Raw genomic sequence first — 24,361 nt, 5'->3', positions numbered from 1 at the left:
TCGATGCGATTTACCGACGTATTTATCAAGAAACCCGTATTAGCGTCCGTCGTTAGCCTGTTCATTATCTTGCTAGGTTTACGCGCCATCACCGACATGAATGTGCGCCAGTTCCCGGAAATTAAGAATGCGGTTATCAGCGTGTCGACCACCTATATCGGTGCCGATGCCGATTTGATTCAAGGCTTTATTACCACACCGCTGGAGCGTGAAATTGCCGCATCAGAAGGGATTGATTACTTGGTTTCGACGTCGACGGCAGGCGTCAGCACCATCGAGGCGTATTTGCGTCTTGATTACGACCCTAATGAAGCACTCACGCAAATTGCCGCACAGGTCAACAAGGTACGGTCTGAGCTGCCTGAAGATGCGCGTGAACCCGTGGTCACCTTGCAAGTCGGTGAAACCGTGGCGGCGATGTATCTCGCCTTTTACTCTGAGGTACTCAGTGATAACCAAATTACCGACTACTTGGTGCGTGTGGTTGAGCCGCAACTTTCTACAATTCCCGGCGTACAACGCGCCAATGTACTCGGTGCCAGCAGCTTTGCAATGCGGGTTTGGCTCGATTCGGTCAAGCTCGCTGCATACGATCTTACCGGCACGGATGTCGTTGCTGCACTGCGCAATAATAATGTTCTGGCAACGCTTGGACGCACCAAAGGCCAAGATGTCGCGATAGATTTAAACGCTGCCACAGACATTCATGACGTCAGACAATTTGAAGATCTGGTGATCAGTAGCGATGGCCAATCGGTGGTACGTTTAGAGGATGTCGCGACGGTTGAATTAGGTGCAGAAAGTTATCAAACGTCCGTTAACTTTAACGGATTAGATGCGACCTTTATCGGCATTGAAGTGTCCCCGGATGCCAATGCCCTTGATGTTATTGAATCAGTCAATGAGGTTTGGGACGCGGATATTATCCCCCAACTACCGCAAGGCTTATCAGCCTATATCGCTTATGATTCCACCGAGTATATTGATAATGCCATTGATGAGGTGGTGATATCGATTATTCTCGCCCTAGCGATTGTGGTCTTCGTTATTTATGGCTTTTTAGGATCATTGCGCTCGGTGATTATTCCGGCGGTCGCCATTCCGGTGTCATTAATCGGCACCTTCTTCTTGATGTTTCTATTAGGCTTTTCCATCAACCTACTCACCTTGTTGGCAATGGTTCTCGCGATTGGCGTGGTGGTCGATGATGCGATTATCATGCTGGAGAATGTCCACCGCCATATTGAAGAAGGAAAGAGTCGAACAGAGGCCGCTATTGAGGGGGCGCGTGAGCTAGCTTGGCCGATTATTACCATGTCGACAACACTCGTCGCGGTATTCTTGCCCATTGGCTTTGTCGGCGGGTTAACCGGTGTCTTGTTTGTCGAATTTGCGTTTACCCTCGCCGCCTCGGTGATTTTGTCGGGGGTGGTCGCACTAACACTTTCACCGATGATGTGTGCTTATGTGCTCAAACCTTATCAAGCCGATAAAGCGGCGAAAGAGAATTCTCTTGAACATTGGTTAGATAAACAATTTGATCGTTTATACCGTCGCTATAAACGTACCCTACATAGTTTGCTAAATACTAACGGCGTTGTGCTTACTTTTGGCGCAATTGTGTTGGTATCTTGCTACTTTTTGTTTATCACCAGCCCCTCTGAATTAGAACCGGCAGAGGATCAAGGGTTCGTCTTCTCTATTTTGGAGGCCGATAGCCAAACCACACTGGACGCGCTATCTGCCAGCACAGACGAGTTAAACCGGCTCATTGATGATGTGCCAGAAATTGATAATGTCTTTATTATTAATGGCTCAGGCGGCACCAATAATGCCATCGCTGGTATTGTGCTTGCCCCTTGGGATGAGCGTGAGCGCAGTACCCAAGCCATCTTAGAAAACGAGATTCAGCCCTTTATGGAGAGCCAGCCAGGCTTAAGTAGCTTTGCATTGGTGCCACCTTCATTACCGTCTCCAGGCGGAGGGACTCCGGTCGAGTTTATTATTGGCTCAACCCAGCCTTATGAAGCCATCAATGAAGTCGCTAATAATATCGTTGGTAAAGCGATGCAAAGTGGGCGATTTATCTTTGTGGATACCGATTTAAGTATCGACCGTCCAAAGCAAACGGTCAACATCGACCGTGAAAAGGCCGCCTTGATGGGTGTGAGCATGCAACAGCTCGCGGCCGACATGGGCTCACTGTTATCCGGCGCTGACGCTGGACGGTTTTCACTGGATAACCGCTCATACCGTGTAATCCCACAAGTCGCGCGTAGTGAGCGTCTTACGCCAGATCAACTGCGTCAGTTTTATACCCGCAACCAAGAAGGTGAATTGATCCAACTCTCGACCTTAGTGACCTTAGAAGAAAGCGTTCAGCCACAAGCACTGCGAGGCTTTCAACAACTCAATGCGGTTAAAATCTCGGGCGTCCCGCGTCCAGGTGTCCCCTTAGGCGAAGCGCTAGGTGTATTACAAGAGATCGCCGCAACCGAATTACCGGCTGGGTTCAGTGTCGATTATGCAGGGCAATCGCGGCAATTTATGAGCGAAGGCCAACAACTGGTCGTCACCTTCTTCTTTGCCCTGGTGGTGATTTTCTTAATCTTGGCGGCGCAGTTTGAGTCGTTTAAAAACGCGATCATTATTTTGGTCACGGTCCCCATGAGTGTGTGTGGGGCATTGATATTTATCAGCCTTGGTTTTACCACGCTGAATATCTATACCCAGGTCGGTTTGCTCACCTTGGTGGGGCTAATTGCAAAACATGGTATCTTAATCGTCGAGTTCGCCAATCAGTTACAGCAAGATGGGCGCACGAAGCGCGAGGCGATTGAAGAAGCGACAGCGATCCGTTTACGCCCTATCTTGATGACAACGGCCGCGACGGTTCTCGCCATGATCCCGCTCTTGATTGCCTCAGGAGCCGGTGCAGGCGCGCGTTTTGCCATGGGGTTAGTGATTGCCAGTGGGATGACACTGGGCACCTTGTTCACCCTGTTCGTGGTACCCGCGATGTACTTGTTCTTAGCCAAAGCGATTACGCCGACGCCAACTGAACATATGGTATCAACGGAAACAAACCACGACGCCTAACCTTCCCACATCAGGCCACAGCGCAAAACACTGTGGCCTGATTTCATTATCCAACAAACCGCGCGAGCACGAACTCCACCAGCAACCGCACCCGCAGCGGCACGTGCTCCCGATCGCGATACAACAAAAACAGCGTTCGTGCTTGGCTCCGCCATGATGGCAACACCCGTTGTAGCGCTCCTTGTTCAATCAACGGTAATGCGGAGTAGTCAGGAATGTAGCCCATCCCAAAGCCTGCCTGCACGGCATGGGTCAGCATTTGAATTTCGTCAACTTCAGCCCGAATACCCGTCGTGGCTTGATAGTCATAAGCGTCACCGGTTGTGTCGTGCTCTAGCTGCCAAACGGTCATTGGGTGACACAGCACGACAGGTTTGCCCACCAGCTCTTTTGGTGATTGAAGCTGACCATAATCACTACCTGGACTCGCGCAGACAATAAAGTGAATATCGGTTAATGGCCGTGCGATCCAATCTTCCACGACCGGATTACCGACCCGAAACACCACATCCATTCCTTCGCCTTCAATATCAACCAGTGTGTTAGAAAAACTCAGATCAAGCTGAATCTCTGGGTAGGCGCGCATAAAATCAAACAAAACAGCGCGTAAAAACTGTTTACCGGCATTAATAGGGGCGCTAACACGGATCTTACCTTTAGGATGCTGCTTTTCGCTCAAGAGTTCATCACTGACCGCGTTCAGTTCATCAAAAAGACTCGCAGCGCGTTCGAAATAGCGATGACCCGTTTGCGTGAGCGAGATACGATGGGCATCACGGTTGAGTAACCGCAAGGCCAGATCCTGCTCAAGTTGACGAATTCGCCGGCTTAAGGTCGATTGAGGCATCGACAGCTGTTGCGCTGCGGCTTTAAAGCTGCCTAACTGGGCAACAGTACAAAAGTAACGCAAATCGTCTAGCGAATAGTTAAGTTTCATTATTGGCATTTACCGTTCTGATATTGCCGGTTTATTCAAATTTTGAAACTTATACACTAGCGCACATCGTTTAATAAGTCAGGTATTGATATGAATACAACGTCGATTTGGAAAGCCATCGCCCTACTCATTTTATGTGCGTTTTTTTGGGGCAGCACCTTTCCCATCGGTAAAGATGCCCTGAATGAGGTCAGTGCACTCACGCTTGTTTTTTGGCGATTTGGGATCGCGGCCATTTGTCTGGCTCTGTATCTCAAAGCAACCCGAGCCAAGATCCCCCCTCTCAGTGGCAAACAATGGCTATGGGCAACTACCGTCAGTGCTGTAGGCATTGGAGGGTTAAATCTTTGCTTGTTTACCGGGCTTGAATATACCCAAGCCACCAACGGCTCATTAATTATGGCGCTCAGCCCGTTAGTCACCTCTTTCATTGCCTGCGTAGCAATACGCGCACTTCCGCGCAAAGGGCAAGTTTTCAGTTTGGTGGTCAGTTTATCGGGGGTATTATTGGTGATCACCGACGGACAGTGGGATGTTTTACGCAACCTCAACTTTAATCAAGGCGATCAGATGATTTTCACCGGCATGTTCGCGTGGAGTGCCTATACCTTTTTCAGCCAAGGGATTGGTCGTTGGATGCCTGTCATCCCCTATACCTTTTTGGGTATGCTCAGTGGCGCCACGGTCATCGGCGTGATGTGTGCGATGACACCTAATGTACATCCCTTTGGTGAGGTGATAACCGCCAGCCCAATCACGGTTTCAGAGTTACTTTATATCGGTGTGCTAGGCACCGTCGCGGGCTATTTGCTCTGGCTTAACGGTGTACGCCACCTTGGCTCAGCCAATGCTGCCCTATTCTTTAACTTTGTACCGGTGTTTGCAGTACTCACCGCGTTCTTGATGGGACAAGCGGTCAGCCAAATCCAAGTTTTAGGGATTGCGATTGTTGTTGCCGGCTTGCTGTTGCCTCGCTTACCCCATCCTGGTCGCTGGCGACTTGCGCTGTCACGCTCAGCTTAAACGCCATTAAATAAAGCAATAGCCTTTGCCGTGGTCGGTTTGCAAGCGCTCAGGCGGCAGTCCAGCGTCAGCGAGTTTTTTCCGAACACGGCTTAAATGCATATCGAGGCTGCGATCATCAGGCGTAAACGTTTTTTTAAGCACCTGACGATAAAGGAGTGACTTACTCAACGTAGTATCTTTATGCTGCGCAAGAAGCCACAAGAGTTCGAATTGTATGGGTGTTAATTTGACCGCTTGGTCATCCACTCTGACTTGGTGTGTGTCTTGGTGCATCCAGAGATTATCAACTTGCAGCTGGCCTGATGACTCTTTGATCACCACCATGGCATGGCGACGATGCATCGCAATCGCGGTGCGCAGCATACACTCATCAATATCAATAGGGGCAGATAGCACATCTTCCGCCCCGGCATTCAGCGCGGCCACGCGATCAGCCGCCGCTTGACTTGCCATTAAAGCAATAAACGGGCACTGCTCGCTCAACCAGCGCAAGGTTGTCATTTGCACCTCTCCCTCAGGCACCCAGCTAATCAATTGCACAGCATCCCAATCGGGCATTGGATCATCAGGGCCAATCACAGTCACATCGCAGCCGTGATCTCGCAGCCGAGCTTCGAGTAGCGCGATAAATGACTGATCTTCTGGGCCGCGCACGACAATGGCGGGCTTAGTTTTGGAGAAAAACGCCTGGTGCATCAGTGGTCCTATCTAAACGTTCACGTCACATCAATGGCTGAACCCTATTTATCGTCATTGTCACTCAAAAAAGGATTCGCCAAGCTATTCATTGTCTTACAGTATTAGCCTGTAAAGCAAACGGGTTTACGTCGACTTCAGCGTTTTCGATCCCTCATGGCGTGGGAATGATGACAAACTCAGCAGCCGACCACTAAAAGCGATCGACACGATACGGATGCATATCAATATCCGTGTGCTCCTCATCTATCATTTGTCCCAACAATTTTCCGGTCACGGGGCCCAAGGTAAAGCCTTGATGACCATGACCGCATGCCAACCACAACCCCTTTTGGTCTGGCGCCGGGCCGATCATGGGCTTCATATCGGGTAGACAAGGACGCCCACCTTTCCAAGGGGATGCATCAAGACGTTCACCAAGCGGATAAAGCGAACGCGCGACCTGTTCAGCGGCATTCAGTTGGCTCTCATTAACCGGCGCATCCACTGCTGTCAGTTCCGCGCCCGTCGTCAGGCGAACACCAGCGCGCATCGGCGCCAAGAGGTACCCGATTTCCGCATCCATAACCCAATGATTCAGCGGTGCTTTTTTATTACATGCATAGTGCATGTGGTAGCCGCGTTTCGCAAACAAAGGCACCTGAATTCCCAGTTGATCCAACCAATACGATGACCAAGGCCCCATTGCCATCACCACCTGGTCAGCGTGCAGACTTTCTTTGGTGGTTTGAATGAGCCATCCCGAGCCTTGCCGTGTTAAGCCTGTTAACGAAGCATGTTTAATGGCCCCTCCTTTGCATTTTACATCCGCGGCGTAAGCTTCGACCAGGGCGCCGGGATCTGTGACGGTCCAAGGCTGCTTCCAATGAATCGCCCCCACCATAGACGGAGACAAACTCGGCTCTCGCTGTGCAAGCTGTTGACGGTTTAACACATCAAACTCAACACCGAATAGCGTGCTGTCAGACGCTGTTTTTGTCAGTTCTTCATCAAGCGCTTTTTGGGTACGGAACAGTTTAAGGTAACCGGCTTTGCGAATTAACGCTTCCGCCCCCGCAGACCGTATCATCTCATCATGCGTATCGAGTGATTGCATTATCAAGGCTGCGTATTCAGGGACAAGCTTTCGATAATGCTTATCACTGGAGTAATGCCAATATTGCAATAACGCGCGAGCCGCTCGAATCACACTGCTAGGACGATAGCGAATATCCACCGCACGGTTCGGCAACACCCGCAGCAAAGTGGTGAGATCACGCGGAAAGGCATAGGGCCGAACGGCTTCACGTTGAATAATGCCTGCATTGCCAAACGATGTTTCTTGCCCTGGAGGCACGCGATCGATCAAGGTGACGGCATACCCTCGTTTAAGTAAATGCCAAGCCACGGATACACCGACCATTCCGGCCCCTAACACCACGACCTGCTTCGTCATACTTCACTCCCTGAATGATGTTATTTTTTGTTTTGTTGTTAAAACTGTTGAATTTTTATCCTTAAGTTACAAGCTTTGCGCCAGTAGCGATAGTGGTCAAGGGGGCTTATGGTTACTATTTTCTCTGAAGTGTGTAATAGTAGTTCGACTATAATCAGGCACAAAAGGACGTTGTAGGCTGACGACCAACCCAGGTGAAGGTATTTAACACATGCCTACCAATGGGCTGGCAGGCGCCGCTGATACAGCGCAGGAAAGAACATCATTGATATGTCAAGCTTACTAAAAAACCTTGATCATGCTGTGGTGCAGCTTGATCAGGCAAGTTCAATTGATAAACCAAGCTGCCAGTTTCACGTGATTGATATCTGTGAGCAAGTCCTGACGCAAGAGGACGGCATTAGCGCTCTATATACGCGTATCCATACGCTCAATGCAGCCGGTCTCTTTGAAGGTACAGACTGGGATCACCCAGAATACCTATTACCCAATTTAGTGCCGGCAACACTCGCACATGCGGACAAAGCCACCGTTCTACTAGATTGCCTCAGCCAATTAAGAATGCTAGCTATTGTTGAGGGTAAGAGCCCCCCTTCGACTTTCTCAGCCCAAGAGGCTCATCAGTTTCTTGCCAAAGTACTCAGTCTTAATTTGTCACTCATCATGGGGATCACCGACGAAACTAGTCGTATCCGCCTTGGTGAGATGGCACCCGCTATCAGTGCACTATACCGGTTTCTTCTCACGCATTTAGGCTACGAAACCATTCTTAGTGAGTTAGTTGATGAAGTCTGGCGCGTTCTCGCCCAACGCCCTATTCAGGTCAATCCGATAAAAGCGATGATCACCCAGATATCCATTCTCGTGTCTCAAGAGCAAGTCAACCTTGGTGAAGCAAAACTCGGGATTGACCGTCTGGTAAGCGCGCTATATGGCCCGACTCAAGGTTGCTATGACGATCCGGGGCTCGATGCCTATTGCCAACGACTAAACGCCATGGATAACAACTCCCTCCAACAGGAGGCGATGGGCTTTGCACGCGCGATGCACGATGTCGGCTTGGCGTCTGACTATCACGCCACCTTCTTACGCTGGCTACTCGACAACCAAGGCAGTGACATACTCCCCACCGCGCTAGGGCTCAGTAATACAGGGGTAGATTGTCTCGTGACCTATCGTCAATTGGTCCACACATTAATTCAAGAAGCTGTCTATCCGCAGACCGCACAAGCAGTCTATGGGCTGGCGATGCTGCTTGAGCGTGGGGTATTGTTTGACGCGCCCGTCGCACCGAGTCTATGGCGGCAAATTTATTTAAATTTACATCCGGATGTTGCCGCCAGCCTAACCCTCGCGTTTGGCGATCAACTGCCGGCGCGGGTACATCTTCTTGCAGGCGTGATGTCAGTGCTTGGTCAACCGCTTGGTGTGGCACAAGGAAACAATCCAACTTGCCAATCTGCTCGAGCCATCTCAATGTGGGCCTATAATGATCCCGATTATCTACTCAACTGTATCGTTCAAGTCGCCTGTAATACAAGCTTACGCATGCACTTTGAAGGTAAAACATTGGACTCACACACGTTGCTACAAGGCCTAAGCACAGCATTGCCGTTTGACACCGATCCTGTGTCCGTGGTCCTCGTCCCTCATCTCGACAAGCTTTATATTGAAATGGGCCGTTGCTGCGTCAGTCGAGAGCAAGATCCCCACAAATGGATAAACCCCGAATTTCACGGCTGGTATGTCGGGCGCGAATTTATGATTGCGGTTGACGTTAAAACAGGCCTACTCAAAGATTTCGATTGCTTTATCGAGCGTTTTTATCGTAGCTATCATCCTTTATACAATGGCAACATTCCTGTCATTCATCCTCAACCCGTTGGAATTGCAGTGACAAGCAGTCAGGGGCGATTTATTGGATGGCACGCTGTTACTTTGATTCGTGTCGCATTCGACCAAGACAACGTGATGCGGGTCTATTTTTATAACCCGAATAACGACAGTGGCCAAGATTGGGGGAATGAAGTGGTTGTTTCCACCCAAGGAAAAGGCGAACAATACGGCGAAGCGTCGCTACCTTTTGAGCAGTTTCTCTCTCGGCTTTATCTTTATCATGACGACACCATTCAAGTCGGGATAAAAAGCTCACTGCCAGATGAAGCCATTGCCGATGTAAAACGAATGGCTTTAACAAGCTGGGCGGCAGATCGTATTAGCTGATGAAAGCCAAAGAGCATTATATTTGCGATTTGTTTAGGCTAATTCCCGAACAAATCGAGGCGATTTCCCTTTAATCAGCGCATCGTGACCCCCATGTATTTCATATGTTTATCCGATAAGTGAGGCTCCATTGATGAATGCGTCCCCTTCACCGTTAAAAACACCCCCTCATACCACCAATGCAGAGGGAAAAACGCGCTGCGTCGGTGTTGAACTTGAATTGAGTGGTATGGAGCTAGACACCATTGCACAGCTCGTTGCAAAACATTTATCCCTGACGGTTGAGCATGGCGGCCGTTACGACCGAAAACTAACCGGTGACAATGCGGGTGATTGGATCATAGAGCTTGATTACGCCAAGCTAAAACGCCTTGGACGGAACGATCGAAGTGAGAAGACTCTCGCCAATCAAATTGACCAATCCGCGGAAGAAGTTTTAGCTTGGGCAGCTAAAATGGTCGTACCGGTCGAAATAGTCAGCCCACCGCTTCCGCTTGATCGACTTCAAGACGTCGATAGACTGATTGATTTTCTGCGACAACAAGGTGCAGAAGGCACAGAGGACAGCCCTGTCTATGCATTTGGGATGCAGCTTAACCCCGAACTGCCCGACTTATCCGCTCACACCATTAACGCGCATCTGAAAGCATTTTTATGCTTGTATGATTGGCTAATTAAACGTGCCGATATTGATTTATCCCGTCGTCTCACAAGCTATGTCGATCCGTTTCCAAAAGCGTATATCACGCGTGTTCTCGCGCACGATTATTGGCCCGATCGCGACACCTTGATTGCCGATTACCTTGCTGATAATCCGACGCGTAATCGTGCGCTAGATATGCTGCCACTCTTCACTCACCTCGATGAGAAACAAGTGAATCAGGCGCTCAATGATGGCCTGACAAAAGCGCGCCCCACGTTTCACTATCGTTTACCGGATAGCAAAGTAAGTCGTCCACAATGGGGGATCCATGAGGCATGGAATGATTGGGTAGAAGTAGAGAAACTTGCCGCAGATTCAAAACGACTGACAGCTTGCTGTGATGCTTATCTTGCTCACTTAAACGATCCATTATCACGCATTACCAATAACTGGGCGGAGAAAGTGAATACGCTATGGGTAGACCCGTTATCGCAATAACCGGCCCCGACAAAGGTGCCTTCTTACCGCGTTTTTTCGTTGCCACCGCGGTGCGTCTTTATGGCGGGCAGCCCCTGCAGTTGCGGCCAGGTTCAATATTTAAGCCTGATGATTATCACGGTGTGGTGATCACAGGCGGCCACGATGTTGAACCTGTGCTGTATGCTGCTGAGCCCGAAGTGAAACCAAACTACGATCCCGAACGTGATGAACTAGAGAGCGCAGTAATCAAAAGCGCGTTAGCCAGTCAAAAGCCGCTGTTGGGCATTTGCCGTGGTGCGCAACTTCTCAACATTTGCTTAGGCGGCACCTTGCACCAAAGCTTACGCGAACAGCGCAAGAAAACCTCTCATCGCTGGACAATATTCCCGATGAAAACCTTGTGTATATTGCGTGATGTTAACGGCCATATACAGCAACGGTTGGGGCAAGGTAGGCGCAAAATAAACAGCCTACACAACCAAGCGATTAACGAGTTAGGCGAGGATTTAACGGTAAGCGCACGTGATTTAGATGGTATTGTACAAGCGATAGAGTCGCCCAACCGCCCTTATACACTGGGGGTACAGTGGCATCCAGAATTTTTGCTTTATCTTGGCTGTCAGCGTGCGCTGTTTAAGGGCTTGGTCGAGCATGCAACGCGCTTCCAGCAGCGACAAGCGGCATCTTAATGAGCATACCCGTTATCGGGCGATAAACAAAAACGCCGAGGCACATTCACTCGGCGTTATCAGGGAAGGGTTAGCGCTTTGACCGCGCGTTCATGCGTTTCTCTATTTGACGCTTTTCCCACTTGTCACCAAAGAGATCGACAATGCCCAGTGCATTCACACCGTGGCTGACCACTGCAATCCCCCATCCCATTGCGGCCCACCAAGCCCAATAATAGCCGGGGCTAGTTTGCCAGTTGACAATAAACAGAATCGCCATCACGACCACATAGCGCGTCAAATGAGAATAAAACCCTCCGAGGGCACGGACGCGATTGGCAATCGCTCTTTCTTCTGGACTCATTGAAGTATCTGCCTGCATGTCTGTCTCCTTTTGCAAATCAGTAATGTCGATATCAAACACAGCAGCCAACGATTTCAGCGACTCCAATCCGGGTTTGTGGCCGCGCTCGATACGTTGAATCGTTCGAACACTTAACCCACTAAATTGTGCTAATTGGTCTTGCGACCACCCTTTTTGAACTCTGAGTGCTTTCACGTTCATCCTTGCTCCTTTGTGCTCTTCCCTATCAACACTATGCAAAATAGGGGCGACATTACCACGACAGCGCCCCGACACCTTAACGACAGTTATTTAAAATCAATCATTTACCATGAACCCGCCTGATAACCAATCCGTGTATTTTATCCTTAGCAAAAGGTATCAATATACAAGGCTTCGACCTTATCTCGCGCCCACTGCGTTTTACGCAAAAATTTCAGCGATGATTTCATCGAAGGATCGTTGTTGAAGCAGTTCACGTTGATGTGTTGGTAGAGGCCTGACCAACCATAGTGTTCAACCAAACGGGTCAAAATGGCTTGTAGGGTTAACCCGTGCAGCGGGTTATTGGGTTGTGTATCCATAAGGGTTCTCAGCAACTCGAGCACGCGCTCGTCAATAAATGCGTTACTTTACGTGACGACGTAAAAAAAGGCGAGATTAACTGACTCACTCAGTCTTATTGCATTCCGCCACTTTGGCATAGACCACAGTACTAGAAATCGCACCGCTAGGTAGGATACGGTCGTTGGTAAGCATCGCTTCTTGATGATACCCACAACGCTCGGCTACCGCGCGGCTGCGGGTGTTTTCGTAGGCGGTTTTGATTTCGACACGCTTGGCATTAAGGTCATTAAACGCATACCGCTCTAGCGTTCGCACCGCTTCACTCATATAGCCAAGGCCTTCTTTGGAGCTCCGCAGCCAATAGCCTATTTCAAAATAAGGAATCGCGATATTACGGATCATTAGACTGATCACACCCACCAGTTGCCCCGTCGATTTTTCAAAAATCGAGTAGCGTAGCTCATTAATAAACATGTCGAAGTCATCAATCGCTTGTTGGGTGTTTTCAATCGAGCTCGATTCGGTCAGCGCGTGCGGCAGCCAATCCATAAAAGGAGCAAGGGTGTGCTGGCTTTCCAACACGGCTTCTAAAATTAAAGGCTGATGGGCCATATTAGGCGCCACCAGCAACAGACGGTCACTGTCCAGTTGGTCCACGCGCGGGGAATCATCCATTAATGTCCACCCAGTACCGCGCCAATGATTCATTGAACACTTCGCCATTAATGATGTTTTCCAACGTGCCGCCATTAGCTTCAATTACTTTGCGCGATGCCATATTGTCTTCATTCGCGGTAATTAGGGCGCGAGTGATCCCTAGCTCGCTCGCCTTGGGCAGCGCTAAGGCTAACATTTGCTTGCCATATCCACGTCCACGATATGACGGCGCAATATCGTAACCAATGTGTCCGGCTTCTTGAGATAGAAATGGCGTATTGATGTGATGGCGGATCCGAATCGCGCCAATGATTTGTTGCTCAGCATCAAGCAGCCAAAAATGACTACACGGCACATAACCTTTACGAAGGTTTTTACCCAATGACTCATCCGTTAACCGAGTCACGTAAGTGGCGAAATCATCTTTTCCCGGCCGATAGTAATCGGCATTCTCGGGATCAAACTGAGCAAAATCATCATAAAAGCGCGTAAAGGCTGCTTGGTGATTGAGTGTGGGGACGACTAATTCCATGTGCTTGTTCCTATTCCTATCATAGAACTAGGCTATCTCATTGATATTGAGAAATAAACATCCTTGTCTCTCTTGTTGTTTTAGTTCAGCGCCTTGACCATGGTGGTGGCGCCTGAAAAGCCGACTAACCATTTTAGGTGCGGAAAGCGCTCTTCTTTGGTAGCGACAAAGCCTTTGGCTTGATAAAGCTTGCGGGCTCTGGGGTTGCTATCAATGACATCTAATCGAACGCTTTCAAAGCCATGTGCTTGGGCATAATCGAGAATGGCATCCAGTAATTGGGAACCAATCCCCTGACCTCGTATCGCGCTATCAACAGCAATGCCATCCATCACCAATTCATTGTGTGCCGCTTTACGCTCAAACAGCGCCAATATCGCGCAGGCCCAAATGCCTTTGATGGTCCCCAAACTATCGATCAACTGTTTCGCGCCCATGCCCTGTGTCAATGCGCCGGCTTGGGTTTGAAACCCAGCTAACCCCACCACCTTGCCGTTTTGCATAGCGGCAAACGAAAAGTCTGGGACAAAACACTGAGACAACACAGCCACGCGCGCTGCCTGATTAGGGATTGCCCGTGCGAACTTCATTCCAAACGCCTGCTCATATAACTCTGCGACGTGTTGTGCTTGCTCAAGCGGCCATCCTTGCTGGATCGCTATCTCCATTTCTTCCCTCGCAGTTAAAACCGGTACCGGAGGCTGGCTAGGCCATAGTGAAGCCAAGAAAAGTTATAGACTTCATCGTTGTCAGCCCCACCTTCTAGGGTGCGATACCCCAGAGCGCCATACCAGCCATCGCCAAGGTGATACTCCAACATCAGCGCCGCATCAACCGCTCGTCCCATGGGTGACCACGCGCCTTCCACATCCAAGATCAACGCCGCGCGATCGGATAGACGATATTGACCATAGCCATGCAGCAAGGGCACCACGCCAACGTTGGACTTCGTTGCTTTTGTTTCACCTTGCGCGAGGGTGATTTCAGCATCTCTCACCAAGGCGGCGGCACCGACGCCCCACTGCCAAGGGCCTTGATCGTAAAACGTCCAGCGGTATGTCGCACGATAGGTATTGAATTGATAATCCGCATCAATGGCTTGCTCGGCGGCAAAGCGCTGATCCTGAAACTGGATGCTTTTTGACAGCGTGCCACGACCATCGACAGAGAGAGGCGCAAAGGTTAGCCGTACCGCGTGCTGGGGATTGAACTGATACGTGCCATACAAACGCAAGTAAGGCGTTGCGGTTCGGCCGGTTAAATCGGTCATATCAAAGCGAGTGCCGGTATCTCCGGGGATGCTGACATCATTTTTGCTAAACGTCACCCCGCCGGTTTCAACGCGAAAATCCAACCCTTGCGCATAGGCCCCCGTTGATAGCCCCCCGACAAACAACACACTCATGATTCGAGCTGTCTGTTGGCACATCGTGTGCAAGTCTAAGCCTGCTCTAAGCCATTGTCGCATATGACCAAACGTTGTGGTTCTGCCCTTTCTCATTGCGCTTTGCCCTTATTATCGGCGTCAATCGCAGCATACATAATATGCTGAGGCCCTGCCGCGCCGCCCCAGTACAGCTCGCCTGTATCAGTAAAGCCGCCTTTTTGGTAACAGGCTTTAGCGGCCGGGTTTTGACAGTTCACAGTGAGATACACCCAATTGAAATCACGATAAGCAACGGGCAAATACTTAAGCAAAGCTTTAACCGCACCGGTGCCTAGACCTTGCCCTTGATAACGCGCATCCACTACAAACATGCGCAGGCCTAACGTCTTTGGCGGGCAAAAGTCATACTGAGACGTATAGTCGGTATCAAGTTTAAAAAAGCCTACCGTCTCGCCCGCTCGTTTGATCACATGGCGGTGAATAGTCTCACTGTCCTCAGCAAGAAATTCGTCTGCGGTCCCCGCAAACTTTACTTGTTGGTGAGGTAACGATACCTCTCGAACACCCTCTATGTCTTCATTCGTTAGCGGGGCGACATTTATCTCGGTAAGCTTACTGGTGGTGGCATCTGGCATGTTAGCTTTCATCATCCTTGTTATTGGTATAGGGCTTGCGTGTTAGTCTTCGTGGTCAATAGTCTTAGCGGTCAATGCTGAGCACTCGAGGTTAGGGAGCACCGAACAACGCGCTGCTTCCTTAAAGAGCGGACATAAAAAAGGGAGCCCTGCTTAACAGTGCTCCCTATCATAGCGTGCCCGCTAGGTTAAATCACTGACAGTTCAACCTTAATATTGCCGCGCGTGGCATTAGAATATGGGCAGACTTGGTGCGCTTGCTCGACCAATGAATGCGCGGTGTCTTTATCCAGATCACCAACAGACACTGCCAGCTTCACTGCAATACCAAAACCACCATCAATGGGGCCAATCGACACTTCTGAGTTAATGTGGGTGTCTTCGGGCAAGGTCACGCCTGCTTTACCCGCCACCAAACGCAGCGCACCAATAAAACACGCCGCATAGCCGGCAGCAAAAAGCTGCTCAGGGTTAGTGCCTTCGCCATCGTTTCCGCCGAGCCCTTTAGGCGTGGAAAGCGCCACATCTAAACGCCCATCATCGGATTTTGCAGACCCTTCGCGGCCTCCGGTAGCGGTGGCTTTTGCTGTATAGGCAACACTTTGTAGCTCTTTCATTTCACTCTCCTGTGTCTCAGTCCGCTTGTGGCTTTCTCGTACTCAGCAAGTACGGTGAAGCCCGCTTACATCAGATTTATTTTGCATGCAAAACAATAGATCGTATAACCCAGCATTGCAAATACTTTGCGCACAAAATAAAATACTCACTAGACACACGGACAATGACAAGCCATGACCTATCCCCAATTGAAGCTCAATAGCCAAATCTGTCACCGCTTATACAAGGCCTCCAACGGTATTTCGCGCGCCTACCGCACCTGGCTGACCGAGCTTGATCTCACCTACCCGCAATATGTGGTGATGATGGCGCTGTGGGAAACTGACCGACTCGCGATCGCAAATCTGGTTGAGAAAACCGGCATTGATGGTGGCGCGATGACGCAGATTTTGAAAAAGATGAGCGATAAAGGCTTGCTCACCATCGTGAAAGACGAAGACGATAAGCGAAAGCGGTGGGTAACATTGACGGGCAAAGGCATTGAGCTGCAGCACCAAGCAGCGGAAATTCCTGAAAAGATTCGTTGTAAGTTTCCTAGCATTGATGATCAGCAAGCCCAGCAACTTATTGCACTGCTGGATAAAATCAATCATGACTTAGGGGAAAGCGACGCATAAACGTCGGCTGAGCAGCACTCAAGGCTAACGTATCGATAAGAAAGCCAAACTATTACTTGGTCGTGGCATCCTTTACTGAGACAATCGGTGTTGTTACCTCGATATTAACGGACAATAATGAAACTTTTAGCTCGCAACCTTGCACGCACCACCACCGAACAAGAACTCCGTCAGCTGTTTTCTGAACACGGCGACGTCACCGACTGCAATCTGGTGCTGGATCAAGAGACTGGCGAATCCAAAGGCTTTGCTTTTGTGACTATGCCTGACGATGCCCAGGCCAACGCTGCAATTGCCGCACTGAACTTGGCCAGCGTTGCAAAGAGCAAAATCCGCGTGAAAATCGCGAACTAAGCAAAAAAAGCCCTTTACACTTACATTGGCTGTGAGGCGGGAACGATAGCCAACACGATCACCCGTGTTGGCTTTTGTTTATGGTTGCCAAGCGTTAATAACGTAAAGCGTCATTAAACGATAGCTGATTGACAGCCTACGCCCGACTCGTCACTATCAAGCTTTCGGCATGTAGTGGCGCTCGAGCAATCAAAATGGCAAAACCGAATAAAAAAGGCCCCATCAAAACCGTCGATATTTTCTGTAAACGTTGTAATGCGCCACTATTTAAATATCGCAAAGGCGGCAAAGGTGCATTGGTGAAGTGCTTTAAAGAAAGGATTGTTGAGGATGCCACCACCACGCCGTGTCACTGCCCTCAGTGCCAACAGCCCTTTGCGCGTGACACCCTAATGCGAGGCACACCAGCCTACAAATTCATTGGCGGTAAGGTATGGTTCAAATGAAGATAACCCCTTTAGGCAATACGTTAGGGGCGCAAGTCGATAATATCGATTTATCCCAGCTGTCAGACACTGAGTTTGCGGCGCTATACCAAGCATTTTTACGCTACAAAGTGCTTTTCTTTCGCGAGCAGCCTCTCTCAACCAACGACCATGTCGCACTGGCAAAACGCTTCGGCGAGCTTGAGCCTCCTCACCCGTTTTTCCCTCACCTGCCCGACAACAACCAAGTGGTCGTAATTGAAACCAGCCGCGGCAATCCACCCAGCCAAAGCTATTGGCACACCGACATGACATGGCAAGCGGTGCCGCCCAAATGCTCGGTTTTACACGCGCAATATGTACCAGAACATGGCGGGGATACGATTTGGTGTGACATGGCAGCAGTATGGGCCGATCTAACCGAGGAAGAAAAAACCGAGCTACGCCAGCTCAATACCATTCACGCACTGCACGCCTTTGAAGGTAGCCGTTACGATCATCAAGACGCCGACGGCCAGAGTGTGGTTTCGAAACGCGCTCAAGACTACCCGCCTATTCGCCGTGCCATGGTGCAAACCCACCCAGAAACCGGCCAAGAAGTGCTATTTATTAACGAGCAATTTACTCACGCGATTGCCGAGTGGCCAGAGGCTGATAGCCAACAACGGCTGGCGACACTGTTTAGTCAAGCACGCCAATCGAAATATCACGTTCGTTTTCGCTGGCAAAAGCATTCGGTGGCGATCTGGGATAATCGCGCCACCCAACACTACGCAGTAACCGATTATGGCGACGCACCCAGACGGTTGCACCGCGTCACAGTTCAGGGTGACAGTGCTCAGTAACACCTAACGGCGTTCAGGCGCGGGTATATTCATATAGATTATTGCTATGCCCATAAAGCATGATTTGGCATTGTAGCTGAAACCCGAGCTTTTCGAGCAAGCGGTTGGAGGGTTGGTTGTCCGGTAAGGTCACTGCTTGAACGGTGTTCAGTCCGCTTGCTAATAAGGTTGCCTCAAGCACCGCCTCGGCGGCTTCTGTGGCGTATCCTTGCCCGGTGTAACGCGATAAAAACGCGTAGCCTAAATCTGGATATGCCAACTCATCGCGCTTAAGCACACCGCACATGCCGATGGGCTCACCATCTTCCCGCCGTTCTACCAGATTCAGGCCAAAGCCGTGTGCTTGATAACTCGCAAGCGGCCCGTGACGGAGATACTCGATCGCATCTTGTTCAGTGCGCACCTTTTTATCCGCGATATAGCGTATAAACGACGCATCATTAAGCAGCTCCACAATAAACGGCGCATCGTCGAGTGTAAACTGTCGCACATTGAGCCTTTTTGACCGGCATATCAGTGTCATAAACCATCTACCTACTGAAACATCCAATCGCGCCATAATCGCATATTGGCACGAATAAGTATTTAGGCTGGCAGCCAACACTGATAAAAATCTTCCCCCCCCCTCATCGGAGCCAAAGCTACACACAAAAGCGTCCCGACGTGCAGCCACGCAATAAGCAAAATCGGTTTCAAGATTGATGGGACGGAAAGTCAGGTGCATGGGGGTATCCTTACGCTTTAGCGGCTATACGCGATAAATAACGATGGTATTCAGCCCAGGCTCTATTCGCTGATCTGGTAGTGACGCGTGACATTTTGCGTAACCGCTCCCCAATAGGATGATTTAACTCTCTCTTGGTGCTTATCAAAAGCTGAGCGATCGACAAACTCTTCATAAACATCAAATCGCAGCGGGTTCTCCGAATGTTGCTGAACCTTAAAGATCAAGCAACCCGGCTCTTCCAACGTCAACTTTTCATGATTAACAAGCTCTCGCGTCACAGCCTGAAGATCAGCGTCTGGCACGAGAATAAAACCTTCTAGAATGACTTTTGACATATAGTTTATTTTTAAAATATCTCGTTAATTTGGTGAGGCCTTTAATATCGGAACCAGCCATATCGACCTAATGTAATTTTGGCGATAGTCACTAAAAATAATCATTACAAAACCTAAGTAAAGGCCGTTTCTTTGACACTTGCACGCTCTAAAAACCTCGTTAACCAGTCAGCGAGGAGTGGCTGGCTTTCACCCCATTGCAGCTCCGGTAATCGAAAATCGATATAGCTCAGCGCAATGCCAGTAACAATCTGGCCAAGGTTAATGTCGGACTGCATAACGTCAGTATTCACCCTATCCTCCAGCGTCTGAAGGCACCTGATAATGGCATTCTGTCGACGAACGCCGAGTACTGTACTATCGCTCGCTTTCCCAAAGTGCTTCCGATTAATAACCGTCATAAAAGCTGCATCGGTAAGGCCCTGACTAAGCCCCGAGAGAGCAAGGACATCAGTGTAGTTGGGTGCACCAAGCAAGCTGTTCGTCGAAGAAAGCCCGTCCAAGTATGACGCGATGAGAAGGGATTCTGATAAAGTCTCTCCCCTATCCGTTACAAGCACGGGAATTTTTCCGTTCGGATTGGCGGTGAGCAACGCATTGTCATCCGCCCAAGGATCTACCCAGATGAGCTTCACATCATCCAACTGCTTTTCAATCGCGCAGATTCGGACAACTCTTGCATAAGGCGACGTCGTGTTCAGATACAGTTCCATATCAATTTTTCTCCATCTGTGTGGCTTTTCGAACAATAAGATATCGGGTTGATAGCAAGAGGACGCCGCTCGCCAGAATAACGGCACCAATGCTGAATAAAGGTTCATAGGTACCAAGAAAGGCGTAGACAAATGCCAAAGCGTACCCGCCTGCTGCTTGAAATGCAGCAAACATGGCGGTCGCCATACCCCATATCTTTTTATGACCAGCAGGCCCCATAATCTCTGAAAGCCGCCCTGCTGTGAGCGCAACAATGCCGGGGATCATGGCTCCAACGACAAAGGATGAAACCGTGATACTGGCCATCGATACCGATATAACCGGTAATGCCGTCGCGATGGACTTTGCCAGAAACCCTGACAGCAGAGCCCCGTGCCAACCGAGCTTTTTAGCCGCCCTCCCGGCAATGAAAGGTCCGAAAACAGCACCGACACCCAGAACAGCCCATTGGAAACTCGCGATGGTCTGCCCCATACCGACTTCACGTGCAAGATAATCTACCCAGAAAACCGTATGGGGAACAAAGCCGACTCCGTCCATCGCATACGCCGCCATGACGATTCCGATGCTCCATTTCTGTGCAGCGGTTAAGCCCTCTGACCCATTACCTGAATGGGGAATAGCTGGTAATGATTTCAAGCCTGCGAGCGCCCTATCGGCGATAAGGCCAGCTGCAACAGCAAGTACCCCGAGCCCAACCCAGGCTAAAACAAGCCCTACATTTAACAATAACGGAATTGCGGTGGCCGACAAAAAAGCCCCAATTCCGATACCGGTAAAAACTATCGCTCCAGTAGCTGGTCGTTGTGAAGCAGGCGTACTTGAGAGTGCCAGAGAGGGACCGACCACCATCAAGGTTGCACCGGCAAAACCAGACACAAATCGCCAGATAAAGAACCACACGAAGCCGATCGGGCTCAGACAAAGAAAGAAGCTTAACGCGACTGCGATATAAGCGCCCCCAAGCACATAACGGAGTTTGTATCGTTCAGAGAGGATGTGCGCGCCAATCGCTCCACCGAGATAGCCGAGCAGATTCGCGGCCCCCAAGTATGCCGCTTCCGTGGCCGTAAACCAGTTGGCTTCTACGAGTGCAGGAATAATTGGTGTGTAGGCGAACCGCGCCACGCCAATCCCCACAAATGTTGCCATCGCCCCAACGAGCAACGCAGAGAAATTGAATCTACTCGGTCTCATATTGTTATGCCCTCCATGGCGCTAAGTGTGCCAGGCTCACAGCGTTATTCAGACTGGGAGAGCCTCAGACTCATTTTTTAGATGCTTTGGGGTGTAGCGTGAATGAATAGGTATAGAGCAAACCCCATTGTTTCTCGCCCCCACCTCAAATACGCATCTTTCCAATGTCGTCTCGTTTTTACTTTATCCAATAGCTCGATATTTTCAGGGTCTAGCAACAACTCGCGTTCAGCAGCTAGCCAAAACGAGCTTTCAAACGTATCCCAATCTTGATAAGAAGAATGGACGACATAAGCGCATTCAAGGCCTAGTTGATTTCCTGCTTCTATGTTTTGAAGGTTTGAACGTAACTCTAGCGGATCAATACCTGTTGCGAGTAAGTACTCTTTATCTGGTTCTTTTCGCCAATACGCATCCCCAAGTACAATTACGCCATTAGACGCTATGAGAGCCTTCATGTCAGACAATGCATGGTCTAAAGCTTCACCAACATCGCCAAAAGCATGAGTAGAGCCTAAGCTAAAGCACGCATCAAATACGCCCCTAGGCAGTTCCACATCTTTGAATGCTGCATTATGAAAGGTGACTTTATCTAAATAAGGCTCCAAGTTTTCCTTGGCTTTAGCAATCTCCCTTTCATCAATTTCAATGACTACCGCCCGACAGTTAAACTTTTCTAAAACGCTTTTAATTAATTCGCCGTTACCACAACCAACATCTAAGACTAAAGAGTCCTCATTGAGCCATAGTTCACCCAGCAAGTTATCTATACAACTTGGGTTGATGGGGTTGTTATATTTCATTATTACTTTCCATAGTGTTTTTAATTGAAAATTGATATAAGTGTTAGCGTCACTAACGCCTAACGAAGATGAGCAATATTCGCCATTGTTGCCTTTGTACGTATGATGAACGTGAGCTTAGGCTCAATGCTCAGAGGAGGAATGATGTGGGGTAAAAGCCTCGCCATCCTCTAGTGATTGGCGAAATAGCCGTTTGTCTTACCTATTTTTCCTCAACGGCTTTAGTAGCTAAAACGGCTAAACCACCCAGAGCTAATGAACCACCGAGAAATTTAGCAAACTTCGGATTTTCTGAGTATAAACCAATTAAACTTGCACCCAAAACAGCACCAGTTGCACCAGCAACAACTTGAGTCGAAGACATTTTTAATCCTGTTGCCCATTTAGCGAAATGCTCACAGTTTCGGTCTGTTAATGAGTATTTCCACTGTCCAATTTGAGAACGAGCGAGTTCGAGCACCTCTGGTACTGGGCGGTCGTAAGTAACTTTAGCTGGATAGGTATGTTTACCTTGGGTTACTACATCCCAGTTTTCTTCTTGAACGGTACCATTTCTCTGAGTTGCAGAAATAAGCATAGGCAGACCCTTTTCACACAAAGCGTCTGAAACTAAAGACCAGTGCTGATAAACACCGAAGTTGCTGACGACAATATCGCCAGCATTTAGGTTTTGAATTGACATATGTAACCCTATATTTAATTAATTGACGACATCAATATGTATGAATATTTTATCGCTTCAAGTAGTTGCATAGATATAACTAATAACATAGATCCCCCCTGTTTAGGATCTGCCACACTTAGGTGCGCTCTTTAATAGCGGAGGTAACCATGTCTAATCAATTATTTTGTAGTGTTTATTTCACCAAGCATCATTTTTTAATATAACAATGTATCCGCTTACTTCTTGGCTGCTCTCGCGCTGAAAAAAGTGCTAGACGCAGCGCCTACTGATCCGCATTCGAGCTATTTACTTAATAAAGCAACGGGCTTATTCAACACCCAAATAAAGTGTCGGCTGCGCGACACTTATTCTTATTTGTTATGTTCAGTTTAGGACAATGAACTTATGTTCCGGCAATATCTCTTTGCATGCATCTCGTAAACTTCGAAATATGATCTTTAGCCCCTTTTCTGTCTCTAAAACATTTGTTTCCAGTACTTCTACAGACTGGTATGCAGCCTTAAATATTGGAGGTGGTAGTGCATCTTCATACTCACCAATCGTTGCTTTAGGATCAAGCAAACCCAATTCAAACATCTTAGGCTGCAAGATATTTAAGTAGTGCTCATTTCGTATTTTAAAAGATTCAATTGTTTGAATATAACCATCTTGTACATTATTAATTTCCAGTAACAACTGAGGTTTAGAGGTTAATATTAAAGCAATTTCATTTATATCAACAATGGCATTGTCGTTAAAGTTTTTCTCAGCATTCATCGAGAAAGCTTTATCATGTATCGTATTGTACTTAGACAACTTTTTCTTCATGTTGCCGATAGTATTCAACTGCATAGCTATGTTTAATAAGGCTTTGTTCAAAATGGCTGCATTTTGTGCTTTCTCTTTTAACTCAATTCTTTCATTTTTAATACCCTCAAGCCGATTGTTAAACTTGAAGGCAAGAGTTGCACCAAAGCCAGCACTGCCAGCGACAGTTAGAGCCCGTATAATATGCTCGTAATATATAGGCACTACGCCTTGCTCGATCGCAATACCAGATAAATACCATGCATTTATGAGTAACAATGCAAATAAAACACCCAAAAATTCGGGTAAATAGTTTTTCAAGTTCACCTCCTGAACATAACGCTTTACTCACTGGAAAATGACGAGCGTCAGCGAGTTATTTTTCCAATGCAGTAACTTGTTAAGTTTTGTCACCCCAGACTTCAAATTTATTGTCATGTATGACAATCGCTTGTGTGTTACTAATGGGGCAAAGATCTATTTCCTCTTCATAACTAGAGATGATTTTCTCGACTGCCTCTTTGAATGGGAAGTTTGTGTGGTGAGGAACCGGATAAAAATCAATCATTCCTAATGATGAAAACGAGCCAATGTTCGGCGCGGCAGTGAAATCATCCATGTCTTTTACATACTCAATATTGCGTGAAAGCACAATGGAACCAGCAGACTCACCAATATACATTTTCCCTGAATTTACCTGTTCATATATAACTGTGTCCGTTCCTGTTCTTTTCAGCTCTTGAAGGAGAAAGAAGGTATTACCACCAGTAACATAGATGTAGTCATTCTTTTTGAGCGTACTATCTATTTTTTCCTTGGTTGCAGTTGAAATTTCAAGCTTGTCAACAATTAGCCCGCGTTCTTCAAGAGCTTTTTTGCCAGCATCCACATAAAATGTAACATCTTCGACAAGACTCGCCGTAGGTA

At 48.5% G+C, this 24,361-nt stretch carries 28 protein-coding genes; 9 read left to right on the top strand and 19 right to left on the bottom strand.

What is annotated here, in order from left to right:
* Nucleotides 1–3: 3 nt before the first annotated feature.
* Nucleotides 4–3,099 (top strand): efflux RND transporter permease subunit, encoded by a 3,096-nt coding sequence (locus tag HLG76_RS00140; RefSeq protein ID WP_077576053.1) that lies wholly within the window; start codon nt 4–6, stop codon nt 3,097–3,099.
* Between the two features lie 46 nt (nt 3,100–3,145).
* Here the strand turns inward: HLG76_RS00140 and HLG76_RS00135 are convergent, their stop codons facing one another.
* The gene (locus tag HLG76_RS00135; protein ID WP_077461120.1) at nt 3,146–4,036 is read right to left on the bottom strand and encodes a LysR family transcriptional regulator; all 891 of its coding nucleotides are present in this window, start codon (nt 4,034–4,036) and stop codon (nt 3,146–3,148) included.
* A 90-nt stretch (nt 4,037–4,126) separates the two neighbouring features.
* On the opposite strand from HLG76_RS00135, the gene HLG76_RS00130 reads away from it, so the two are divergent.
* Nucleotides 4,127–5,059 (top strand): DMT family transporter, encoded by a 933-nt coding sequence (locus tag HLG76_RS00130; RefSeq protein WP_175992855.1) that lies wholly within the window; start codon nt 4,127–4,129, stop codon nt 5,057–5,059.
* A gap of 6 nt (nt 5,060–5,065) precedes the next feature.
* Here the strand turns inward: HLG76_RS00130 and HLG76_RS00125 are convergent, their stop codons facing one another.
* The gene (locus HLG76_RS00125; RefSeq protein WP_175992854.1) at nt 5,066–5,758 is read right to left on the bottom strand and encodes a response regulator transcription factor; all 693 of its coding nucleotides are present in this window, start codon (nt 5,756–5,758) and stop codon (nt 5,066–5,068) included.
* Between the two features lie 193 nt (nt 5,759–5,951).
* Complete coding sequence (locus HLG76_RS00120) at nt 5,952–7,193, bottom strand: FAD-binding oxidoreductase (RefSeq protein WP_175992853.1); 1,242 nt, start codon at nt 7,191–7,193, stop codon at nt 5,952–5,954.
* Between the two features lie 270 nt (nt 7,194–7,463).
* Between HLG76_RS00120 and HLG76_RS00115 the strand changes: the two genes are divergently transcribed.
* The 3 genes from HLG76_RS00115 to HLG76_RS00105 all read left to right on the top strand — a co-directional run bounded on the left by HLG76_RS00115 (nt 7,464) and on the right by HLG76_RS00105 (nt 11,228).
* Nucleotides 7,464–9,416 carry a hypothetical protein gene (locus tag HLG76_RS00115; RefSeq protein ID WP_175992852.1) on the top strand — a complete coding sequence of 651 codons (1,953 nt, stop codon included), beginning with the start codon at nt 7,464–7,466 and terminating at the stop codon, nt 9,414–9,416.
* A 133-nt stretch (nt 9,417–9,549) separates the two neighbouring features.
* Nucleotides 9,550–10,557, top strand: coding sequence for an amidoligase family protein (locus HLG76_RS00110; protein WP_175992851.1), 1,008 nt, complete (start codon nt 9,550–9,552; stop codon nt 10,555–10,557).
* Entirely contained in the window at nt 10,533–11,228 is a 696-nt protein-coding gene (locus HLG76_RS00105; protein WP_175992850.1) for a gamma-glutamyl-gamma-aminobutyrate hydrolase family protein, read from the top strand. The genes HLG76_RS00110 and HLG76_RS00105 overlap by 25 nt, the downstream gene beginning before the upstream one ends.
* Before the next feature lie 70 nt (nt 11,229–11,298).
* Here HLG76_RS00105 and HLG76_RS00100 read toward each other — a convergent pair whose 3' ends face one another.
* The 8 genes from HLG76_RS00100 to HLG76_RS00065 all read right to left on the bottom strand — a co-directional run bounded on the left by HLG76_RS00100 (nt 11,299) and on the right by HLG76_RS00065 (nt 15,945).
* Nucleotides 11,299–11,772 carry a 2TM domain-containing protein gene (locus HLG76_RS00100; protein ID WP_175992849.1) on the bottom strand — a complete coding sequence of 158 codons (474 nt, stop codon included), beginning with the start codon at nt 11,770–11,772 and terminating at the stop codon, nt 11,299–11,301.
* A gap of 146 nt (nt 11,773–11,918) precedes the next feature.
* Nucleotides 11,919–12,134: a VF530 family DNA-binding protein gene (locus HLG76_RS00095; RefSeq protein WP_077669916.1), complete on the bottom strand. Its 216-nt coding sequence runs from the start codon at nt 12,132–12,134 to the stop codon at nt 11,919–11,921.
* A gap of 85 nt (nt 12,135–12,219) precedes the next feature.
* On the bottom strand, nt 12,220–12,792 hold the full coding sequence (locus HLG76_RS00090; RefSeq protein WP_254877477.1) for a GNAT family N-acetyltransferase: 573 nt from the start codon (nt 12,790–12,792) through the stop codon (nt 12,220–12,222).
* Nucleotides 12,785–13,306, bottom strand: coding sequence for a GNAT family N-acetyltransferase (locus HLG76_RS00085; protein WP_077676756.1), 522 nt, complete (start codon nt 13,304–13,306; stop codon nt 12,785–12,787). Before HLG76_RS00085 ends, HLG76_RS00090 begins: the two co-directional genes overlap by 8 nt.
* 80 nt (nt 13,307–13,386) lie before the next feature.
* On the bottom strand, nt 13,387–13,974 hold the full coding sequence (locus HLG76_RS00080) for an N-acetyltransferase (RefSeq protein ID WP_077676755.1): 588 nt from the start codon (nt 13,972–13,974) through the stop codon (nt 13,387–13,389).
* Between the two features lie 14 nt (nt 13,975–13,988).
* Nucleotides 13,989–14,711, bottom strand: coding sequence for a hypothetical protein (locus tag HLG76_RS00075; protein WP_175992848.1), 723 nt, complete (start codon nt 14,709–14,711; stop codon nt 13,989–13,991).
* A gap of 92 nt (nt 14,712–14,803) precedes the next feature.
* Complete coding sequence (locus HLG76_RS00070; RefSeq protein ID WP_077669931.1) at nt 14,804–15,328, bottom strand: GNAT family N-acetyltransferase; 525 nt, start codon at nt 15,326–15,328, stop codon at nt 14,804–14,806.
* 188 nt (nt 15,329–15,516) lie between these two features.
* Nucleotides 15,517–15,945: an organic hydroperoxide resistance protein gene (locus HLG76_RS00065; protein WP_021023689.1), complete on the bottom strand. Its 429-nt coding sequence runs from the start codon at nt 15,943–15,945 to the stop codon at nt 15,517–15,519.
* A 174-nt stretch (nt 15,946–16,119) separates the two neighbouring features.
* Between HLG76_RS00065 and HLG76_RS00060 the strand changes: the two genes are divergently transcribed.
* The 4 genes from HLG76_RS00060 to HLG76_RS00045 all read left to right on the top strand — a co-directional run bounded on the left by HLG76_RS00060 (nt 16,120) and on the right by HLG76_RS00045 (nt 18,187).
* Nucleotides 16,120–16,563, top strand: coding sequence for a MarR family winged helix-turn-helix transcriptional regulator (locus tag HLG76_RS00060; RefSeq protein ID WP_077669911.1), 444 nt, complete (start codon nt 16,120–16,122; stop codon nt 16,561–16,563).
* Nucleotides 16,564–16,680: 117 nt separating this feature from the next.
* Nucleotides 16,681–16,917: an RNA recognition motif family protein gene (locus tag HLG76_RS00055; protein WP_021023687.1), complete on the top strand. Its 237-nt coding sequence runs from the start codon at nt 16,681–16,683 to the stop codon at nt 16,915–16,917.
* A 194-nt stretch (nt 16,918–17,111) separates the two neighbouring features.
* Complete coding sequence (locus HLG76_RS00050) at nt 17,112–17,363, top strand: hypothetical protein (protein ID WP_175992847.1); 252 nt, start codon at nt 17,112–17,114, stop codon at nt 17,361–17,363.
* The gene (locus HLG76_RS00045) at nt 17,360–18,187 is read left to right on the top strand and encodes a TauD/TfdA family dioxygenase (RefSeq protein ID WP_175992846.1); all 828 of its coding nucleotides are present in this window, start codon (nt 17,360–17,362) and stop codon (nt 18,185–18,187) included. Before HLG76_RS00050 ends, HLG76_RS00045 begins: the two co-directional genes overlap by 4 nt.
* Before the next feature lie 13 nt (nt 18,188–18,200).
* Here the strand turns inward: HLG76_RS00045 and HLG76_RS00040 are convergent, their stop codons facing one another.
* The 8 genes from HLG76_RS00040 to HLG76_RS00005 form a co-directional block, all read right to left on the bottom strand.
* On the bottom strand, nt 18,201–18,677 hold the full coding sequence (locus HLG76_RS00040) for a GNAT family N-acetyltransferase (protein ID WP_368656332.1): 477 nt from the start codon (nt 18,675–18,677) through the stop codon (nt 18,201–18,203).
* A gap of 296 nt (nt 18,678–18,973) precedes the next feature.
* Complete coding sequence (locus HLG76_RS00035; protein WP_175992844.1) at nt 18,974–19,249, bottom strand: putative quinol monooxygenase; 276 nt, start codon at nt 19,247–19,249, stop codon at nt 18,974–18,976.
* A 113-nt stretch (nt 19,250–19,362) separates the two neighbouring features.
* Nucleotides 19,363–19,962 carry a glutathione S-transferase family protein gene (locus HLG76_RS00030; protein WP_175992843.1) on the bottom strand — a complete coding sequence of 200 codons (600 nt, stop codon included), beginning with the start codon at nt 19,960–19,962 and terminating at the stop codon, nt 19,363–19,365.
* Nucleotide 19,963: 1 nt separating this feature from the next.
* Entirely contained in the window at nt 19,964–21,160 is a 1,197-nt protein-coding gene (locus HLG76_RS00025) for a YbfB/YjiJ family MFS transporter (protein WP_077774675.1), read from the bottom strand.
* A gap of 77 nt (nt 21,161–21,237) precedes the next feature.
* Complete coding sequence (locus HLG76_RS00020; protein WP_175992842.1) at nt 21,238–21,963, bottom strand: class I SAM-dependent methyltransferase; 726 nt, start codon at nt 21,961–21,963, stop codon at nt 21,238–21,240.
* A 202-nt stretch (nt 21,964–22,165) separates the two neighbouring features.
* A complete protein-coding gene (locus HLG76_RS00015; RefSeq protein ID WP_152798896.1) occupies nt 22,166–22,645 on the bottom strand; it encodes a lecithin retinol acyltransferase family protein in 480 nt (159 codons plus the stop codon).
* 366 nt (nt 22,646–23,011) lie between these two features.
* Nucleotides 23,012–23,755, bottom strand: coding sequence for a hypothetical protein (locus tag HLG76_RS00010; RefSeq protein ID WP_175992841.1), 744 nt, complete (start codon nt 23,753–23,755; stop codon nt 23,012–23,014).
* A 79-nt stretch (nt 23,756–23,834) separates the two neighbouring features.
* Nucleotides 23,835–24,361, bottom strand: a 527-nt coding sequence (locus HLG76_RS00005) for a Type 1 glutamine amidotransferase-like domain-containing protein (protein ID WP_175992840.1), incomplete at its 5' end; no start/stop codon positions are given.

It is taken from the genome of Salinivibrio sp. EAGSL (genome assembly GCF_013366455.1).
Classification (GTDB): Bacteria; Pseudomonadota; Gammaproteobacteria; order Enterobacterales; family Vibrionaceae; genus Salinivibrio; species Salinivibrio costicola.
Note: the sequence above shows the minus strand (reverse complement) of the source record. Positions and strands in the feature narration are given on the sequence as shown.

Coding starts and splice junctions, on each gene's coding strand:
- HLG76_RS00140 (WP_077576053.1), top strand. CDS start 4: ATGCGATTTACCGACGTATTTATCAAGAAACCCGTATTAGCGTCCGTC.
- HLG76_RS00135 (WP_077461120.1), bottom strand. CDS start 4,036: ATGAAACTTAACTATTCGCTAGACGATTTGCGTTACTTTTGTACTGTT.
- HLG76_RS00130 (WP_175992855.1), top strand. CDS start 4,127: ATGAATACAACGTCGATTTGGAAAGCCATCGCCCTACTCATTTTATGT.
- HLG76_RS00125 (WP_175992854.1), bottom strand. CDS start 5,758: ATGCACCAGGCGTTTTTCTCCAAAACTAAGCCCGCCATTGTCGTGCGC.
- HLG76_RS00120 (WP_175992853.1), bottom strand. CDS start 7,193: ATGACGAAGCAGGTCGTGGTGTTAGGGGCCGGAATGGTCGGTGTATCC.
- HLG76_RS00115 (WP_175992852.1), top strand. CDS start 7,464: ATGTCAAGCTTACTAAAAAACCTTGATCATGCTGTGGTGCAGCTTGAT.
- HLG76_RS00110 (WP_175992851.1), top strand. CDS start 9,550: ATGAATGCGTCCCCTTCACCGTTAAAAACACCCCCTCATACCACCAAT.
- HLG76_RS00105 (WP_175992850.1), top strand. CDS start 10,533: ATGGGTAGACCCGTTATCGCAATAACCGGCCCCGACAAAGGTGCCTTC.
- HLG76_RS00100 (WP_175992849.1), bottom strand. CDS start 11,772: ATGAACGTGAAAGCACTCAGAGTTCAAAAAGGGTGGTCGCAAGACCAA.
- HLG76_RS00095 (WP_077669916.1), bottom strand. CDS start 12,134: ATGGATACACAACCCAATAACCCGCTGCACGGGTTAACCCTACAAGCC.
- HLG76_RS00090 (WP_254877477.1), bottom strand. CDS start 12,792: ATGGATGATTCCCCGCGCGTGGACCAACTGGACAGTGACCGTCTGTTG.
- HLG76_RS00085 (WP_077676756.1), bottom strand. CDS start 13,306: ATGGAATTAGTCGTCCCCACACTCAATCACCAAGCAGCCTTTACGCGC.
- HLG76_RS00080 (WP_077676755.1), bottom strand. CDS start 13,974: ATGGAGATAGCGATCCAGCAAGGATGGCCGCTTGAGCAAGCACAACAC.
- HLG76_RS00075 (WP_175992848.1), bottom strand. CDS start 14,711: ATGAGTGTGTTGTTTGTCGGGGGGCTATCAACGGGGGCCTATGCGCAA.
- HLG76_RS00070 (WP_077669931.1), bottom strand. CDS start 15,328: ATGCCAGATGCCACCACCAGTAAGCTTACCGAGATAAATGTCGCCCCG.
- HLG76_RS00065 (WP_021023689.1), bottom strand. CDS start 15,945: ATGAAAGAGCTACAAAGTGTTGCCTATACAGCAAAAGCCACCGCTACC.
- HLG76_RS00060 (WP_077669911.1), top strand. CDS start 16,120: ATGACCTATCCCCAATTGAAGCTCAATAGCCAAATCTGTCACCGCTTA.
- HLG76_RS00055 (WP_021023687.1), top strand. CDS start 16,681: ATGAAACTTTTAGCTCGCAACCTTGCACGCACCACCACCGAACAAGAA.
- HLG76_RS00050 (WP_175992847.1), top strand. CDS start 17,112: ATGGCAAAACCGAATAAAAAAGGCCCCATCAAAACCGTCGATATTTTC.
- HLG76_RS00045 (WP_175992846.1), top strand. CDS start 17,360: ATGAAGATAACCCCTTTAGGCAATACGTTAGGGGCGCAAGTCGATAAT.
- HLG76_RS00035 (WP_175992844.1), bottom strand. CDS start 19,249: ATGTCAAAAGTCATTCTAGAAGGTTTTATTCTCGTGCCAGACGCTGAT.
- HLG76_RS00030 (WP_175992843.1), bottom strand. CDS start 19,962: ATGGAACTGTATCTGAACACGACGTCGCCTTATGCAAGAGTTGTCCGA.
- HLG76_RS00025 (WP_077774675.1), bottom strand. CDS start 21,160: ATGAGACCGAGTAGATTCAATTTCTCTGCGTTGCTCGTTGGGGCGATG.
- HLG76_RS00020 (WP_175992842.1), bottom strand. CDS start 21,963: ATGAAATATAACAACCCCATCAACCCAAGTTGTATAGATAACTTGCTG.
- HLG76_RS00015 (WP_152798896.1), bottom strand. CDS start 22,645: ATGTCAATTCAAAACCTAAATGCTGGCGATATTGTCGTCAGCAACTTC.